Source organism: Pseudomonas sp. GXM4 (genome assembly GCF_008923895.1).
In the GTDB taxonomy this organism is placed as follows: Bacteria; Pseudomonadota; Gammaproteobacteria; order Pseudomonadales; family Pseudomonadaceae; genus Aquipseudomonas; species Aquipseudomonas atacamensis.
The window spans coordinates 31,675-48,470 of the sequence record NZ_WBRZ01000012.1 but is presented as its reverse complement, the minus strand read 5'-3'; the positions used below and the strand labels follow the sequence as shown (position 1 = coordinate 48,470).

Here is a 16,796-nt window from a genome sequence, read left to right as displayed (position 1 = left end):
GAAAGCGCAGTGTCAATAACTGTTTGTCTGGAGTGACGCATTCGCGAGCAGGCTCGCTCCCACATCGGGACAGGGGTGTTATCGAGTTTTTAGGTCTGGCCCGGGGTTTTCTGATTTGCCGATGCGCGCATCGCGACGCCTAATCATCAGCCCCTGCATTCGAAGGCCCGCTGATGAATCACACCCGCCCCGCCGCTTGGCTGATGCTCGCGATCATCCTTGTCGCACTTAATCTGCGCCCCTCAATGGCAGCCATCGGGCCGCTGCTGTCGGCGATCCGTGGCGATATACCGTTGAGCTTCACGCTTGCCTCTCTGCTGACGATGCTGCCGGTGATGGCCATGGGACTGGCGATGTTCTTCGGCCTGAGCATCAGCCAGCGCCTGGGCGACCGACGCACGGTGCTGCTGTCGCTGTTGATCATCGGGCTGGCGAGCCTGTCACGGCTGTTTATCGATTCGGCGGCCGAGCTGATCGTCAGCGCGATGCTGGCCGGCATTGGCATAGCCCTGATTCAGGCATTGATGCCGGCGCTGATCAAATCGCGCTTTGCTGACAACGTGGCGTTGTGCATGGGCGTCTACGTGACTTCGATCATGGGCGGCGCCGCGATTGCCGCATCGTTCGCGCCACTGGTGATGGTGCAGGCCGGCAACTGGCGCGTGGGGCTCGCTGTTTGGGCAGGGCTGGCGTTGCTCGCCTTATTGGTCTGGTGTTTACAGCCCGCGCCAGCCATATCGAGAACGACCAAACAAGAGTCTTTCATCACCCGCCCTCGCGCCTGGTTGCTGGCGATTTTCTTTGGCCTCGGTACGGCGTCCTACACCTGTGTCCTCGCCTGGCTCGCCCCGTACTACATGGAAAAGGGCTGGAGTGAACAAAACGCCGGGCTGCTGTTGGGTTTTCTTACAGCGATGGAGGTCATTTCGGGGCTGGTAGTGCCGGCGATCGCCAATCGCAGCCGTGATCGACGTGGGATATTGGCGGTTCTGCTGTTGCTGATCATCGGCGGTTTCTGCGGGCTGAATCTCGCCCCGCTAACTCTGGCCCTGTTATGGCCCTGTCTGTTGGGGCTGGGGATTGGCGGTCTGTTTCCGATGAGCCTGATCGTCGCTCTGGATCACTGCGACGAGCCGCAGCGCGCCGGTGGCCTGACCGCGTTTGTACAGGGGATCGGTTATCTGATCGCAGGACTGTCGCCACTGTTGGCAGGGATGATTCGCGATCGGCTGGGCAGTTTCGAAGGCGCGTGGTGGGCGTTGACGGCGGTGATGGTGATCATGCTGCTGATGGTGATGCGCTTCGACCCTCGCCATTACGCACGCCACTTCCAGAGTGCAATCTAGAGGCCTCTGGCCATCTTTCCCGCACGAAATCAGCAACGTCGTGTTGCTAAAAGTTTCTGTCCCACATGTGTCCGTGAAATGTCCTACAAGGGTTTCTCCTGGCACCATCGTTCCGTTAGGATCGTACGCACACGTTTGCGCGAATTCTGCGCAAGGGGGCACAGCGAGACGGAACTCATGCTGAACAGTAATTTGCTTCGCAAGCTCGATATGCAGGACTTGATGGTATTCGTCGCCGTGTACGAGCAGAGCAGTGTCACCGATGTCTCGGAAACCCTGTTCGTCAGCCAGTCCACCGTCAGTTATTGCCTGAAGAAACTGCGCACCAGTTTCGAAGACGAACTGTTCATCAACACCCGCACCGGCATGCGCCCGACCTACAAGGCTTGCAGCATGTACGGCCACGTGCAGAAGATCATCGAAAGCATCAACCTCTGCCACGCCGGTGCCCCGGCCTTCGACCCGAGTCGGCAGGCGGTGACTTTCAACATCTGCGCACCGGAATACTTCGAGCAATTGATTCTGCCGCGCCTGTTGAAGCGCTTCGACTTCGATGACTTGCCGGTGATGGTCAACATGCACAAGTTTGAAACCGACGTTCCGGCCGAAGAGTTGCGCGACGGCAGCCTCGATCTGGTGATCAGTTTCGGCCCGCACTTTCACCGCCAGCATGCGGATCTGAAATCACGGATGCTGCTTGAAGATGACCTGGTCTGCGTCTTCGACAAACGCGCCACGCCACTCGAACCGCGGTTGAGCCTGCAAGCATTCACCGAACGTCGGCATGTGTTCCCGACGCCGTGGACTTCAAGCACCAACATGGTCGACGGCTGGCTGGCGCGGCAGGCGCAGAAACGCCAGATCGTCGCGCGCTCGAACAGCTACAGCGCCGCGTTGAAGATGATCACCGGCACCGATTTCATCCTCACCCTGCCCCGGCGTATCCAGCGTTTGTTGACCAACGACGCGGTGTTCAACCACTGCGAGGCGCCCAATGGCTTGCCGGGTTTCACTCTCGACATGCAGTGGAGCCAGAACGCCGATCAGGACAGCGCCAACGTCTGGCTGCGCGAGCAGGTGATTCAAGTGTGCAGCGAGCTGGAAAACGCCTGAGCGTCAGACGCCGATCGCGGCTTTGCTGTAGGACTCGCGATCGATGTCGAGCAGTTCGACACACAGTTGCACTTCGAGCCCGGCCGGCCATTCGCAGAGTTCCTGCAACACCGCCAGCAGGCTTTGCGAGAGCTGCTTCTTGATCTCCGCCGAGCGCCCGCTGAGCAAGGCCAGTTTCACATGGACGAAGGCGCGCTCGCCCTGCGCCGTGCCGACCTTGAAGTTGTCGATCTTGATCGCGCGGCTCTTGATATCGAACTCTGCGCCGAACTGACCGGAACCGACCAGCGTGTTGTTGAGCCGGATCAGGGCGATGTCAGCGTTCAACTGCGTCAGGTTGGCGGTGTATTCCATGTGCAGGTGTGGCATTGCGGATCTCCAGTCGGCGGATGCGGGGGCGTACATATACCACAATCACACAGCGTCATTTGTGGGAGCGAGCCTGCTCGCGAAAGCGTCCTTTCAGTTTGCACATCCGCGCCTGCCGAACGGCTTCGCGAGCAGGCTCGCTCCCACAGGGTTGTGTGGTGCTTGTCAGGACGGAATCAGCGGCCGTTCACTCATGAACGCTTCGAGCCGCGAGCGCAGCCAGCGTTCGGCCGGGTCGCTGTCGACGTGGCTGAGCCAGACCATCGACAGGTCCAGCGTCGGCGTCTTGAACGGAAACGGTTCCTGGAACAGCGCCCCCGACGCCGCCATCGCCGCTGCGGTGTAATCCGGCAGGCTGGCGATCAGGTCGGTGCCGGCCAGCAACGCCGGCAATGCGCTGTATTGCGGTACCGACAACACCACCTGCCGCGTGCGGCCCAGTTCCGCCAGCCACTCATCGGCGTAGCCACTGACATTGGCCGTGTGCGACACCAGCACATGCGGGCGAGCGCAATATTCGTCGAGGGTCAGCGGCGTATCAGAGGCATCGGCGCGCAGGATGCTCGGCTGGATGTGCCGCAGCAGTTTGCGTTTGGCGTTGGCCGGCAGGCCACGGGTCTGGCTGATGCCGACGGTGATATCGCCCGCGGCCAACAGGTCGGGAATGCGCCAGTAATCGACATGCTGCACCACGAACACCACGCTCGGTGCTTCCTGGCGCAGCGCGCGCAACAGCGGCGGCAGCAGGCCGAATTCGACGTCGTCGGACAGGCCGATGCGAAAGGTCATGGTGCTGGTGGCGGGATCGAAATCGCGGGTCAGGCTCAGCGCCGCCGACAGTGAATCCAGTGCCGGTTTGAGATGGCGGTAAATGTCTTCGGCGCGGGCCGTCGGCTCCATGCGATGGCCCACGCGGATGAACAGCGGATCATTGAGCATCGTGCGCAAACGGTTGAGTGCCGAACTGATGGTCGGCTGGCCGAGGAACAGCTTCTCCGCCGCGCGGGTCACGTTGCGTTCGAGCATCAGGGTCTCGAACACCACCATCAGGTTGATGTCGGCCTTGCGTAGTTCATTGCGGTTCATCCATTGCCCCTGCTCCCGGAATAGCGGCAGTGTAGAAAAGCCCGGGACCCGGCGTCCATCAACGTTTGCGCGGTTTACTGCACACTCACGGATTTCACGCCCAGGCCCATGATGCGTGCGTCATCGCTCATTCCGAGACTGCGCGGGCTGACGGCGTCGGGCAAATGCAGTTCAAGTCTCAGCGCGCCATCCTCCGGCAGGGTTTGCCTGACCTGTTCATTCAACGGAATTTCCAGAGAATTGCCCTGAAAGGCTGTCAGCCGAGTCGAAAGAACTTCAACGCCGTTGAGCCTGACGATGACTCGCTGAGCAAGAGTTGGCGGCATGACGAACGCCAGCGCCTGGATCGAAATCGATTTAGCTCGCGCTGGCACGCGCAGCGCCATTTCCGCGTCATGGCCCTCACTCCAGGTGCCCCACGCTTCCGGCGCCCCCCAGCCTTTGATCAGTTGTCGACTCTTGCGATCGAATGTGTAGACAACGCCCGGACGGCTCAGCGCGATGGATGCCAGCGCCCGCCCCTCATCGATCATCGGCAGACATTGCTGACAACGCTTCCAGCCTGGTGCAAGCACAACGAAGTCATCGACCCGGGTCAGCAGATCGCTATCGCTGTGAACGCTTTTGGCCGCCAGAGCCTGCGCTTCATCGTCCAGGATATATAGAGAATCGGCCTCGTACTCTCCGGTTTGCAGCCGATGCCGAGCCACGCGCTGCGCCTTGTCGAGCGCCGAAATGCTCATGCGCCCCATGTACACCGCGTCGGTTTTCAGACCATGTGCTCCAGCGAAATCAGCGATCGCTTGCCAGCGTTCGGGCTGGTTTTGCGGCAGCAACCCGCGAACATTCCCGTAGTGGCCGGCCGCGCTGTTCCAGAAGGGGTCGCGCATCGGACTGACCCAGTCCGATGCGGGGGCTACCATCCTTGATGCGCGCAGCCCCGCCCAGCCGTTGTGCGTATCTGCCACCTGCACCACCAGCGCCAAGGCGAGTAACCCTATGGCAACTGGCGCGCGAAAGCCCCGCACAAGCAGGTACACGAGGAACAGTTCGATTGCATAAAAGACCGGCCAGAACATGCGCCCTGAAGCGCGAAAAATACTGGCCAGCCGCTGGATGAATGTCGGCAACGGATAGTTGAAAGTCTGCGTCCCGACACCGATGTGATGGGACAACGCGAACAGGGTCAGGCCGATCATTGCGAACAACAGCCACCACCGATCGCCCAGCGCAGCCCTCGGCGAAATCCCGCCGCGCAACCCTGCCACCGCCGCCAGCGGTAACAGCATCAGCACACCGAGGCCGAAATAATTGAAGCCTTCATAATCGCCGCCGCCGGTGCGGATGTCCGGCAATACCTGCGACCAGCCATCCGAATCGAATGGCGCCAGCAGATTCATCCGGTAAAAACCGAACCCCCCACTGCCGGCGCCGTCGGCAATGCTGAAGTATCCGGCCTGCCAGCAACACACGCTGACCAGTGCGAACAGACCGCCGAACTCGATCAGCCCCTGACGGCGAGTCAATCGGTCAAAAATGACTTTGCCGAGCAGATCGGCAAACCAGATCAACGCCACCATGACCAACAGATACGCATGCACCAGAGCTGTCGCCGCCAGCAGACAGCCCCAGGCCAGCCGCCGCCGTTGCAACGCGGGATGCAGCGCCAGGTAAAGTGCCGCCAGTAGCAGAAAGTGCCCGGCCAGAGACAGATGTCCTCCGGCACGAACAAACATCGGCGGGGAAAACAGCAACAGTCCCGTGGCCAGAAGCCGGATTACGACGTTATCCGTGATCAAGCCGAGCAGTTTCCAGCCGAACCACGCTTGCAGTACGAAACAGATGAGCAACCACAAGCCAAAATACTGGAACGTCTCTGGCAGCCAGGCGTTGAACGGTTTGAACAGCAGTGCCAGCAGCGGATTGGAGTCAGAAAAGATGATCGCACTGCCCAACTCCATGCCGTACGACGGGTTGAGCCCGAGGGGAAAAGTCCACGGCGACTGGCGGAAAAAAACCCAGCCCAGATAATGCGTAGCCGGATCGCCCTCGCTGAGCCAGGCAATGTTCTGCGGATCGAGTGCACGCGGACCGATCACCATGAAAAAAGCAAGCACGCCCAACAGCAACGGCAGAATCGTCAACGCTGAAGATCTGTTCCAGGGCTTCATCGATACGTCCAGAAATTATGCAAAACGAAAGTAAATGCCGGCACCGTCAGGGCCACGGCGCCGATCCCGAGCAGATAGTGCAACCCAGCCATTTGCGCCGCCCAGGCAACCAGCATCGCCAATAGAAAACCGCCCGCCGAGACCGACACAAAGCGCAGTAACGTGCGCCCGTGCAGGCGAGCTGAAAAGCTCCAGGTGGTGTTGATCACATAAGACACAATGGTCGCCACGGCAAAGGCGAAACCATTGGCCAGCGGCGGTTCGGGCGCGATGAAGCGGATGAACAGCACAGCCACCAGCGCATGCAGCGCAGTGACGAACAGCCCGGTCAGGGCAAAGCGCAGACCACGGCGGACCAACGCTGAACGCTCACTGCCGATCACGGTTTCTGCGCCAGCACGAAGACGCTCAAACCGGCCAGCCGGTTTCTGCCCATCAACGGCAACTCCAGTCGGCACAGGGTCTTGAGCACGCTGTTGACCCACGGGTGATGGCGCTTGAGTTGCGACTGTGGCTGTGCGGTCGGCGAACCTTGAGGCATCAGGCGCAACGCAGCGGCGATAGGAAACACCGCACCGAAATAGTAGGCGCCGCGCTGCACGGTCAAACCGGCATCGCCCGCCAGGGTTTCGAATTGCGCGAGGGTGTAGCGGCGCTTGTGCTCGAGAAAATCATCATGACCGTTCCAGAGAAACTGGAACGCTGGCACCGTCATCAGAAAACGACTGCCCGAAGGCACTTTATCGACGTAGCTTTTGAGCAGGCCGAGGTCGTCGTCGACATGCTCGAGCACGTCCATCAGCAACACCAGATCGGCATCGATGCTGTCGATGCTGCGTCGGTAATGCACCGGTTTGCCCGCGCTGGTGGCGCTTGAATCGGCCGGGTAACTGATGTCGACGCACCACGCCTCATGCGCGTCGGTGTGGGTCAGCAGATGATGCGAGAAAAACCCCGAGCCGGCACCGACATCGAGTATTCGTCGGATCGGCATGTTACCCAGCAATCGCCGGGTCGCCGCCGCTTTGCAGCAGTAATACCAATGCTCATCGATACTGTCGCCGAGGATGTCGGTTTCCTTGAGATCCATCTGTCAGTCCTTGGGGTCGTAGACGCGACGCACCAGAAAAACCGGTCGGCGTTTGGATTCGATATAGGTGCGGCCGAGGTATTCGCCGAGTACGCCAATGCCGATCAATTGCAAACCGCCAAGGAACGTGACTGCGACCATCAGCGACGCATAACCGGGCAAGTCGACGCCGTGGATCAGTGTGCGCAGGACAATGAACATGGCGAACGCAAACGACACCAGCGAAACCGTCGCCCCCAGGTAGGTCCAGACCCGCAGCGGCTCGGTGCTGAAACTGGTGATGCCTTCGAGGGCGAAATTCCACAGCCGCCAGCCATTGAACTTGCTTTGCCCGGCCACGCGCTCGGGGCGCTCGTAGTCGACGTGGGTGGTGCGAAAACCGACCCAGGCGAACAGACCTTTCATGAAGCGCCGCGACTCAGGCAGGGTCAGCAACGCATCGACCACGCAGCGGTCCATCAGGCGGAAGTCGCCAACGTTCTCCGGCAACGGCTGTTCGGCGATGCGGTTGTGCAGGCGATAGAACCAGTGGGCCGAGGTCGACTTGGCCCACGTGTCGCTGCGGCGGCTGACGCGATGCCCCAGCACCACTTCGTAACCTTCACGCCAGCGCTCGATCATTTGCAAGATGACTTCCGGCGGGTCCTGCAGATCGGCGTCGATCGGTACCACGATCTGCCCGCCGGCCATTTGCAGACCGGCCGACAACGCCGCTTCCTTACCAAAGTTTCGACTCAGGTCGACGATGCGCAGACGCGAGTCTTGCCGCTGCCGTTCAAGCAAGCGCTCAAGGGTCGTGTCGGTGCTGCCATCGTTGATGAAGACCAGTTCAAGATCGATCAGCGCCTGCGTCTGAAAGACCTCGTCGATGCGCGAAAGAAAGCTGTCGAGGCTGTCGGCCTCGTTGAAAACGGGGATCACCAGCGACAACGTCACCTGCCCGGCCTGTTGCGTTCCGTGCTCAGTCAAAGGAGTGCTCTTTTTATAGTTTGTCGGTCATCGAAAGTTTTTCGAGGCCATGAGCCGTCCCGTATTAAGCAGTAGCAGGCACGCACGTGCAAGCATGACACGGCGTCATATCGGCCAATTCGCCGGGCAGTCGCGGCGCTCTGGGCAGGGTCTTTCAGAAACATTCGCGAACGATTGGAAACAAATCCCCGATAGCCAAAAAAACCCGCTGCGCTAGGCTTGCGTCGATGCGCCACACCGGTTGGCGCGCACATCCATCGCAGGGAGCGAACCCCATGTATTTCGAAATCTACCGACAAACCCGAGGCACCCCGAGCACTGGCAAAGGCCAATGGCGCTGGCGTCTGCGCGCGCGCAACCATGAGACCGTGGCCAGTGGCGAATCGTATGTGAACAAGGCTGATTGCCTGCACGTGATCAATCTGATCAAAGCCGTACAGGGCGAGACGCCGATCAAGGAAATTTGAGCGATGTCCTGTTCATCTGCAAAGCGGCACCGTCTGTCGCCCTTCAAAGGGTTTATTTGAATGCTTGTCAGCGGTGTTCATCAAAGGTGCATGTACTGCAATTTTTGCTGCCATGCACCCAAGGATTTCAGCCATGTCCCATGAGCACCGCTACCTCGTCAGTTTCATCGTCGACAACCAGCCGCAAAGCCGCACGCTGATCCACGATGGCGAGACCCTTGATCCGGGTCTCGCTGAAACCCTGGTCAAGACCGCTTTCGCCGAATTGAAGACCGCTTCACTGAGCGACGTCCAGGTGCAGAAACGCACCAGGCCCGACGAAGGCGACAACGTCCCCGGCCACTATCAGCAGCCATGAGCTGATCCCGGGCCGCCACGATCCATCGATGCTGCGGAGGTTACGCGCCATGAAATCACTCGCCGCGATCTGCCTTGCGGTCTTGGCTATGAGCGTCCAGCCAGGCCATGCAGACACCATCGACGCCTTCATCGAAGAGGCGGCACAGCAAAGCCTGTTCCAGCACAACAGTTCGCGCATCGCTTTGGAAAAGGCAACCTTGCCCGAAGTCAAAACGTTCGCCAGACAAATGATCGCCGACCATGAGCGCTTCGATAAACAAATCAGGCAGCTGGGGCAAAGCCAGCAGATGGCGGTTCCCACCGAACCCTCGGTGGCATCCAAAGCCAAGCAGCTACGCCTTGAATCAAGGGATGACGCCTTCGACCGCATTTACATCGACAGCCAGGCCGAAACCCTTGAGCAAAAGCTGATGCTGTTCAAGAAAGAAGCGATGTCATCACAAAATCCGCAGCTCAAGGCTTTCGCCCAATCCGCGTTGCCGGACATCGAGAAACAGGCAAAAATTGCCCGCGACCTGCAGGAAAAACTCAAGCCCTCCGCTGGCGCACTGAAATCCGTCAACCCCTGACCAACCGGGGGAACAATCAAAGCTGTAATAGAACCACGCCCACCAGTACGGCAATCACTGCCGATACCGCCAGCACTTGCGTCGAAGTCAATGCCAGCGCCGCGTCCTTTGAGCGGCCGATAAAGCGGCCACGGGTCTGATGCCGATCCGGCTGCGCTTCGAACAGGTTGTCCGGGTGCTCGTTGTCTTCAGGCTCATTGGTCTGCTGACCGGACCATGCACTTCGCGCCATCAAACGGTCGAGCAGACCGGGCATGACCGACTGGCCGACAATCGCTTTGATCGTCGACCACCCCAGCCACAACTCTCGCGGCGGATGCTTTGCCACACTGAAAATCGCCCGTGCTGCCACGTCGGGGTCGTGAATCGGTGGCACCGGTTGTGGACGCTTGGGCAATTTGTTGCGCGCCCAGTCGAACTGCGGGGTATTGATCGCCGGCAATTGCACCATGCACACGCGAATATGGCTGCGCTCATGCAGCAACTCACAGCGCAATGAATCAGTAAAACCGCGTACAGCGAACTTCGCCCCGCAATAGGCGGCCTGCAACGGAATGGCGCGATAGGCCAGTGCCGAGCCGACCTGGATGATCAGACCCTTGTTGCGCGGACGCATCAACGACAGCGCCGCCAAGGTGCCATGAACCGTGCCGAGATAGGTCACCTGAGTGACGCGCTCGATCTCGGCGGCGGACAATTGTTCTATTGGCGAGAGCACCGTGACCATCGCTGCATTGACCCACACCGCCAGCGGCCCAAGCGTGGCTTCCAGTTGCTGGGCGGCCTCTTGCACGGCGAGCGCATCGGCGACATCGACGCTAACGGTTTCAACCTGAACGCCATACGCTTGCAGCTCCTCCTGCGTGGCGGCCAGTCCCGCCGGATCACGCGCCAACAGGCCGATGCGGTAGCCGCCAGCGGCAAACCGGTGGGCCACCGCGCGACCCACGCCAGCACTGGCGCCGCTTATCACCACCAAAGGTTGCTCCTGCATGAACCGTTCTCCCTGATGCTCAGTCGATCGGCCCGATATTGATCATCAGGTCATCGCCCAGCCCTTGCACCTTGGCCAGTACGTCCACCGGCGTCTCGCTGGAAAAATGCACCACGTAGCCCATGCCGCTGCCGTCCTCTTCGATTGCACTGACCCACGACTCCACCTCGTCAGCATCCAGCCCCAGCGCCTGACCGAACTGGCGGTTGCGGTGATCGGAATCGGTTTCGTCCATCGGATAATCACTCATAGCAAACATCTCCTCGGGGATCGTCCCCTCACTGGTTGCTCAATGTGGTCTTAAGGATGGACGCCGAACGTTCACTGACAGTTCGTTTTTCAGCCGAGCATCGAGCGCAGCTTGCGCAGCAGATCCACCGGCGCGTAGGGCTTGGCGATCAATTCGAACTCATTGTCAGCCAGCTCATTGGGCGTCGACTCGTCCGCGCAGTAGCCGGTCGTCAGCAGGATCTGCATGGCCGGATAGCGCTGGCTGATTTCCCGCGCCAGTGCCAGCCCGTTCATCTCACCGGGCATGACCAGATCGGTGAAGACCAGCTCAAAGTCGCTACTCTGCAACATCGCCACTGCCTCGCTCGCGTCTGCAGCGATGGTGGTGCGGTAACCCTGTTCGGACAGTACGAAGCGCGCCAGTTCAGCAACTTCGGCGCGATCCTCGACGATCAGGATGCGCTCCGTGCCCTTGAGGTTTTCTGCGGTTTCAGCGGAGCCAGGTGTCGATAGCTGACTGTCATCCGCCGGGAAGAACAGGCGCACCGTGGTGCCCAGCCCCGGCGTCGATTCGATTTTGACCACACCGCCGGATTGCTTGACGAAGCCATAGACCATCGATAGCCCGAGGCCAGCACCGCTACCTTCCTCTTTCGTGGTGTAGAACGGCTCCATGACCTTGTCGAGATCGTCGGCGGCAATGCCCACGCCGTTATCGGCGATCGCGATGCAGACGTAACGCCCCGCCGCCAGTCCGCCCTGATGCGGATCCGTCGCATCCGGGACAACGACGTTACGCGTCTGCACGGTGATCACCGGCTGTTGCTGCTGCCCCAACGCATCGCGTGCATTGGACAGCAAATGATTCAGCGCCATCTCGGCCTGCGCCGGGTCGAGCCGGCAGTTCCACAAGTCCTCGGCCAGTTCGAATCGCGGTTCCAGATCGGCGGATTCATGCGTCGGCAGCGTAGAGCGCTCAAGCAAGGCATTGAGATTGATCACCCGGCCTTCGAGCCGTTGTCGGCGCGAGAATGCCAGCAGATGCTGAGTCAGCAAACGTGCTTTTTCCGCCGCCGCGCGAGCGTGGCCGGCGCCGACCACGATGCGTTGCGGATCAATGCTCGGCCGCTTGGCGGTGTGCTGGATCAGCTCGATATAGCCGATCATCACTTGCAACAGATTGTTGAAATCGTGGGCGATGCCACCGGTCAACTGGCCCAGCGCTTCCATGTTCTCGCTGTAACGCAAACCATCCTCGGCGTCACGGCGGCGGCTGACGTCCATTTGCGAGGCGAAGAAATACACCAGTTGCCCGCGCTCGTTGAATAGTGGCGCGATAAACAGCTCGTTCCAGAACGATGAACCGTCCTTGCGATAGTTGAGTACCTCCACGCAGGTTTCGTGTTGATGTTTGAGCGCTTGCTTGACCTGTTGCAAGACGGAACGATCAGTCTGCTCGCCTTGCAGAAACCTGCAGTTGCGCCCGAGCACCTCTTCCAGCTCGTAGCCGCTGAGTTCAAGAAACGCATTGTTGGCAAAAATGATGGGATCGTCGGGCTGCGCTGGATCGGTGACAATCATGGCCATGCGGCTGACCTGCACCGCCGCGAAAAACACATCTTTGCGTTCTTGCGAAAGGGTCGCCGCATCGGCGCGGTCGACGATCGGCCTGGATTTTCTGGGCAAGTTGACCTCCGCTAAGTGACTCCGTTTCGCTGTGACCATCATCAGCGAGCGAAGTGCCAAGGCCGGACACCGCAACGGCGGGTGTCCGATGAATCGCCCCGGTACTTCGATGGATCCGAATCGCCTCGCTGATTGTCGAAAGCTCACCGAGAACTGCACGCAAGATCTGAAATCCGATCCGCCAGGGAGAACCACCGTGGATTTGTTGTTTCTGGGCACGTCTGCCGGCGTGCCGACCCGCCAGCGCAACGTCAGCGCAACAGCATTGATCGCCTCTGCCGGCAAGGGCTGGTACCTGATCGATTGCGGTGAAGGCACCCAGCATCAGGTGCTGCGCACGCCGCTGTCACTGAGTGAATTGCGGGCGATTTTCATCACTCATGTGCACGCCGATCACTGCCTGGGCTTGCCGGGTCTGCTGGCGAGCACCGGCATGTCCGGACGCACGCGGCCGCTGGACATTATTCTGCCGGCGGCGCTGCAGCCGTGGCTGAGAATGAGCCTTGAGGTGACGCAATCGCATCTGCCCTTCGAGATCAACCTGCACGCTGTGGAAACGCTTACCGAATGGCGCAACCTCAACGTTCAGGTGCAGACCGTCGAGCTTTCCCACCGCGTGCCGTGTCACGGTTATGTATTTACCGAGTCCGATCCGGAACCGCGTCTGGACGTGGGGCGCCTGGATGCCGAGGGCATCGAACGCGGCCCGCTCTGGGGTCAGTTGGCCCATGGTCAGGACGTGGAGGTTGACGGGCGGATGCTGCACGCTCGCGACTATCTGCTGAGCGCGCGACCTGATCGGCGCATCATCGTCTGCGGCGACAACGATCGGCCGGCGCTGCTGGCAGAAGTGGCGCAATCGGCGGATGTGCTGGTGCATGAAGCGACATTCGTGCAGGCAGCAATCGACCGCGCTCGTGCCAGTTACGGCCACAGTAGCGCCGCCGCTGTCGCCGGTTTCGCCGAATCCGCCGGGGTGCGCAATCTGGTGCTGACGCACTTCAGCGCACGCTATCAGACCAACCCGGCGCTGAGTCCGTCGATTGAGGATGTGCGCAGTGAAGCGGCGGCGCTGTATAACGGCCAACTGATTCTGGCGCGGGATCTGCAGCGCTATCACTTGGATCGGCTGGGTCATTTGCAACCAGTGGAGATCGAGCGCAAGCCGCTGCAGGTCGCACCGTAATTTGATAGCGCGTCCGCCCGTCTGGCAGGCGGACGCCGGTGGCAAGGGTTACTTCTTGGCTTCTTTGTCCGGATCCGCCGAGCGTTCGAGAAACGCGTCGGTCAGTTGCGGCAAATGCTTGAGCAGCCATTCAGCCATGGCCACTTCCTGCGGCAGAATCTGTTCGCAGGCCTTCTGCGTCTGCGTGTCCCCCGCCGCTTTCGCCGCTGCGATCAGCACGGTATAGCTGGCGACCTCCATGTTCTCGAAAACGTAGCCGGCCATGGCGCCCTTGATCACTTCATCGCTCATCAAGGAGCCGCCAACAGCCTGACCGAACGCCATCAACTTGCCGCCCAGGTCTTTCATCGTCGAGGATTCACCGCCCAGACGTTGCAGGCATTCGTCGATGAGTTTCTGCTGGCCGAGGGTTTCTTCGATGTGCTGATCGATGCGCGCCTTGAGCTGCGGGTAATGTTCCAGACGCTTGGATTGTGCCTTGAGCATTTGCTCGGCCTGTTGCTCCATGGCATGGGCATCACGCAGCCAGTCGAGCAGGTTTTCCTGTGGAGTAGCCATTGTCGAGTCCTCTTCTTGATGATTTCCCAGTGATCAACCGGGGCGCGCCGCCTGATGTCTGGCGCGCCCCACGTGCCTTACAAACCAGGCTTGGCCTGCGCGCCGGCGCCCAGATCCGCACCGGTGACCGGCTCGCTGTTGGGGTCGGACATGGTGCGCATTTTCATGTTTTCCAGCAGCGCTTCGTCGGCGCTGTCCAGTTGCACGGTGGCCAGGCCATCGCCGCCGTCGACCCCTGGCGTCGGGGTTTCGACGAACTCCCAATCGTCGCCCTGATTCCACGGGCCGCGCATGCTTTCGGTGCCTTGCGACATGTTGAAGTAGACGTTGGTGAACTCAGGCATGCCGGGCAACTTGCCTTGCGGGAAGTTTGGCTGAATCGAATGCAGGGCTTTTTCGAACGACAACTGGTGGGCGATCTCACGGGTCATCAGAAAGCCCAGAGCTTCTTTCACGCCGGGGTCATCGGTCACGTTCATCAAGCGCTCATAAACAATCTTCGCCCGTGCCTCAGCAGCAATGTTGGAACGCATGTCGGCGGTCGGCTCACCGATGGTATCGACGTACGCCGCCGTCCATGGCACACCGGCAGAGTTGGTCAGCGGCGAACCGGCACCGTAGAGCAGGCTGGTGATGTGCGAGTCATTGCCGTTGCCATTGAGCGAGCGATACAGCTCGCCCTCCTGCTCGACGCCTTCGGCCATCCGGCCTTTCGCGCCCTTGTTGAGCATGACGATGATCGAGCCAATGATTTCCAGGTGGCTGAGTTCTTCAGTTGCAATGTCCATCAGCAGGTCCTTGCGTCCCGGATCGTCCTCGGCCAGGGCTTGAGTGAAATAGCGCGAAGCCGCCGCCAGTTCACCTTGCGCGCCGCCAAACTGCTCGAGCAACAGATTGGCCAACCCCGGATTGGGCTGGGCGACACGAACGGTGTATTGAAGTCGCTTGTTATGTAGAAACATGACAAATCTCCTCAGTCGGGTAAGCGTGGCAAGTTCTGGGTAAAAGTTTGCCTACCCTTTTGTGAAGCATTGTCTTTGCGGAAATTTCAAAAAATTTGCGGCGACAGGACAAATGGTTTGAACCGCGCCAACACGCGAAACGGGGCTATACCGCTGAGGATATTCGCACTGGAATGACCGGAACTTATTGCCGGAATCGAGTCTCCAGCGCGCGATTCGATTTCCGGCGCCGCGACCACTAACGCAGCAAATGCACCACCAGCCCAACCAACGCACAGCCCAGCAACACCTGAATCACTCCGCGTTTGAAGCGAAACAGCGCAACGGCTGCCGCAATGGCGATCAATGCCGAGGGCCAATCCAGGCTGCCGCTGAAGCCTTGCGGCCAGAGCACGTGGTAGCCGAAGAAACACGCCAGATTGAGAATCACGCCGACTACCGCTGCGGTGATCGCGGTCAGTGGGGCGGTGAATTTGAGTTCGTCGTGCGTCGACTCCACCAGCGGGCCGCCGGCGAGGATGAACAGGAATGAGGGCAGAAAGGTAAACCACGTCACCAGCGCGGCGGCGACCGCTCCGGCGAGGAACACCTGATCGGCGCCGAACACCTGCGTCACATAAGCCCCGACAAAACCGACAAACGCCACCACCATGATCAGCGGCCCGGGCGTGGTTTCGCCCAGCGCCAAGCCGTCGATCATCTGGGTCGGGGTCAGCCAGCCGTAGTGACCGACCGCACCTTGATAGACATAGGGCAGCACCGCATAAGCTCCACCGAAGGTGAGCAGCGCTGCCTTGGTGAAGAACCAGCTCATCTGCGTCAGTGTGCCCTGCCAGCCGAATAGCGCGGTCAATACTCCCATCGGCAACGCCCAAAGCGCGGCGCCAATCACGGCGAGCGTGGCCAGTTTCGTCCAGCTGAAACGGGCATGGGCCGGGGTTGGCGTATCGTCGTCGATCAACGCCGCGCCGAAAGACTTCTTCGCTGCGCTATGCCCGCCGGCCCTGAATTTCTCCGGCGCCAGGCGACCGCCGAAATAGCCAATCACCGCCGCGCCCAGCACGATCAACGGGAACGGCACATTGAACGCAAAAATCGCGGTAAACGACGCCGCCGCAATCGCCCACAGCCAATTGTTCTTCAGCGCCCGCGAACCGATGCGATGCGCCGCCTGCACGACGATGGCCGTCACCGCAGGCTTGATCCCGTAAAACAGCCCCGCCACCACCGGCACTTCACCGAAGGCGATATAGAGCCACGACAGGAAAATCAGGATGAACAGCGACGGCAACACGAACAACGCCCCGGCCACAATCCCGCCCCAGCTCCGATGCATCAGCCAGCCAATGTAAGTCGCCAACTGCTGCGCCTCAGGCCCGGGCAGCAACATGCAATAGTTCAAGGCATGCAGAAAACGCCGCTCGGAAATCCAGCGCCGCCGCTCGACCAACTCCTGGTGCATGATCGAAATCTGCCCGGCCGGCCCGCCGAAACTGATAAAGCCCAGCTTCAACCAGAACCAGAACGCCTCGCGCAGACTCACGGCCTGCGGCCTAACGTCGTCATCACCCGCCAACGGCTGAACTTCACTCGTCGAGCTGTTCCTTTTATGCAGTCGGCAGGTTGTACCCGAAAAGCG

General features: G+C 60.3%; 18 protein-coding genes. 6 read left to right on the top strand and 12 right to left on the bottom strand.

Annotated features, from left to right (window positions below):
• The first annotated feature begins 173 nt into the window (after window positions 1-173).
• Both F8N49_RS03955 and F8N49_RS03950 read left to right on the top strand, forming a co-directional pair.
• A complete protein-coding gene (locus F8N49_RS03955) occupies window positions 174-1,346 on the top strand; it encodes a cyanate transporter (RefSeq protein ID WP_151550843.1) in 1,173 nt (390 codons plus the stop codon).
• Window positions 1,347-1,523: 177 nt separating this feature from the next.
• Complete coding sequence (locus F8N49_RS03950; protein WP_073472928.1) at window positions 1,524-2,459, top strand: LysR family transcriptional regulator; 936 nt, start codon at window positions 1,524-1,526, stop codon at window positions 2,457-2,459.
• 3 nt (window positions 2,460-2,462) lie between these two features.
• Here the strand turns inward: F8N49_RS03950 and F8N49_RS03945 are convergent, their stop codons facing one another.
• The 6 genes from F8N49_RS03945 to F8N49_RS03920 form a co-directional block, all read right to left on the bottom strand.
• On the bottom strand, window positions 2,463-2,828 hold the full coding sequence (locus F8N49_RS03945) for a 5-carboxymethyl-2-hydroxymuconate Delta-isomerase (RefSeq protein ID WP_016771238.1): 366 nt from the start codon (window positions 2,826-2,828) through the stop codon (window positions 2,463-2,465).
• A 165-nt stretch (window positions 2,829-2,993) separates the two neighbouring features.
• Window positions 2,994-3,914, bottom strand: a complete 921-nt coding sequence (locus tag F8N49_RS03940; RefSeq protein ID WP_024012013.1) for a LysR substrate-binding domain-containing protein — start codon at window positions 3,912-3,914, stop codon at window positions 2,994-2,996.
• A 74-nt stretch (window positions 3,915-3,988) separates the two neighbouring features.
• Window positions 3,989-6,085 (bottom strand): DUF6311 domain-containing protein, encoded by a 2,097-nt coding sequence (locus F8N49_RS03935; RefSeq protein ID WP_151550842.1) that lies wholly within the window; start codon window positions 6,083-6,085, stop codon window positions 3,989-3,991.
• Window positions 6,082-6,468, bottom strand: coding sequence for a GtrA family protein (locus F8N49_RS03930; RefSeq protein ID WP_151550841.1), 387 nt, complete (start codon window positions 6,466-6,468; stop codon window positions 6,082-6,084). The genes F8N49_RS03935 and F8N49_RS03930 overlap by 4 nt, the downstream gene beginning before the upstream one ends.
• Window positions 6,465-7,175 carry a bifunctional 2-polyprenyl-6-hydroxyphenol methylase/3-demethylubiquinol 3-O-methyltransferase UbiG gene (locus F8N49_RS03925; RefSeq protein WP_151550840.1) on the bottom strand — a complete coding sequence of 237 codons (711 nt, stop codon included), beginning with the start codon at window positions 7,173-7,175 and terminating at the stop codon, window positions 6,465-6,467. Before F8N49_RS03925 ends, F8N49_RS03930 begins: the two co-directional genes overlap by 4 nt.
• A 3-nt stretch (window positions 7,176-7,178) precedes the next feature.
• On the bottom strand, window positions 7,179-8,144 hold the full coding sequence (locus tag F8N49_RS03920; protein WP_073472935.1) for a glycosyltransferase family 2 protein: 966 nt from the start codon (window positions 8,142-8,144) through the stop codon (window positions 7,179-7,181).
• A 275-nt stretch (window positions 8,145-8,419) separates the two neighbouring features.
• Here F8N49_RS03920 and F8N49_RS03915 point away from each other — a divergent pair, with 275 nt between their 5' ends.
• The 3 genes from F8N49_RS03915 to F8N49_RS03905 all read left to right on the top strand — a co-directional run bounded on the left by F8N49_RS03915 (window position 8,420) and on the right by F8N49_RS03905 (window position 9,540).
• A complete protein-coding gene (locus F8N49_RS03915; RefSeq protein ID WP_016771242.1) occupies window positions 8,420-8,611 on the top strand; it encodes a DUF1508 domain-containing protein in 192 nt (63 codons plus the stop codon).
• A gap of 133 nt (window positions 8,612-8,744) precedes the next feature.
• A complete protein-coding gene (locus tag F8N49_RS03910; protein WP_071174681.1) occupies window positions 8,745-8,969 on the top strand; it encodes a hypothetical protein in 225 nt (74 codons plus the stop codon).
• A gap of 49 nt (window positions 8,970-9,018) precedes the next feature.
• Window positions 9,019-9,540 carry a DUF4142 domain-containing protein gene (locus tag F8N49_RS03905; RefSeq protein WP_178116896.1) on the top strand — a complete coding sequence of 174 codons (522 nt, stop codon included), beginning with the start codon at window positions 9,019-9,021 and terminating at the stop codon, window positions 9,538-9,540.
• Window positions 9,541-9,556: 16 nt separating this feature from the next.
• On the opposite strand, the gene F8N49_RS03900 is transcribed toward F8N49_RS03905, so the two are convergent.
• The 3 genes from F8N49_RS03900 to F8N49_RS03890 form a co-directional block, all read right to left on the bottom strand.
• Complete coding sequence (locus F8N49_RS03900) at window positions 9,557-10,534, bottom strand: SDR family oxidoreductase (RefSeq protein ID WP_151550838.1); 978 nt, start codon at window positions 10,532-10,534, stop codon at window positions 9,557-9,559.
• Between the two features lie 19 nt (window positions 10,535-10,553).
• A complete protein-coding gene (locus F8N49_RS03895; RefSeq protein WP_071174678.1) occupies window positions 10,554-10,784 on the bottom strand; it encodes a hypothetical protein in 231 nt (76 codons plus the stop codon).
• A gap of 89 nt (window positions 10,785-10,873) precedes the next feature.
• Window positions 10,874-12,451, bottom strand: coding sequence for a histidine kinase famiy protein (locus F8N49_RS03890; RefSeq protein ID WP_256205885.1), 1,578 nt, complete (start codon window positions 12,449-12,451; stop codon window positions 10,874-10,876).
• Window positions 12,452-12,647: 196 nt separating this feature from the next.
• Here F8N49_RS03890 and F8N49_RS03885 point away from each other — a divergent pair, with 196 nt between their 5' ends.
• The gene (locus tag F8N49_RS03885; protein ID WP_151550837.1) at window positions 12,648-13,637 is read left to right on the top strand and encodes a ribonuclease Z; all 990 of its coding nucleotides are present in this window, start codon (window positions 12,648-12,650) and stop codon (window positions 13,635-13,637) included.
• 48 nt (window positions 13,638-13,685) lie between these two features.
• Here F8N49_RS03885 and F8N49_RS03880 read toward each other — a convergent pair whose 3' ends face one another.
• The 3 genes from F8N49_RS03880 to chrA form a co-directional block, all read right to left on the bottom strand.
• On the bottom strand, window positions 13,686-14,195 hold the full coding sequence (locus F8N49_RS03880; RefSeq protein WP_024012005.1) for a ferritin-like domain-containing protein: 510 nt from the start codon (window positions 14,193-14,195) through the stop codon (window positions 13,686-13,688).
• 77 nt (window positions 14,196-14,272) lie between these two features.
• Window positions 14,273-15,157: a manganese catalase family protein gene (locus F8N49_RS03875; protein ID WP_071174675.1), complete on the bottom strand. Its 885-nt coding sequence runs from the start codon at window positions 15,155-15,157 to the stop codon at window positions 14,273-14,275.
• Between the two features lie 238 nt (window positions 15,158-15,395).
• On the bottom strand, window positions 15,396-16,700 hold the full coding sequence (chrA, locus tag F8N49_RS03870) for a chromate efflux transporter (RefSeq protein WP_178116894.1): 1,305 nt from the start codon (window positions 16,698-16,700) through the stop codon (window positions 15,396-15,398).
• Window positions 16,701-16,796: the final 96 nt, after the last annotated feature.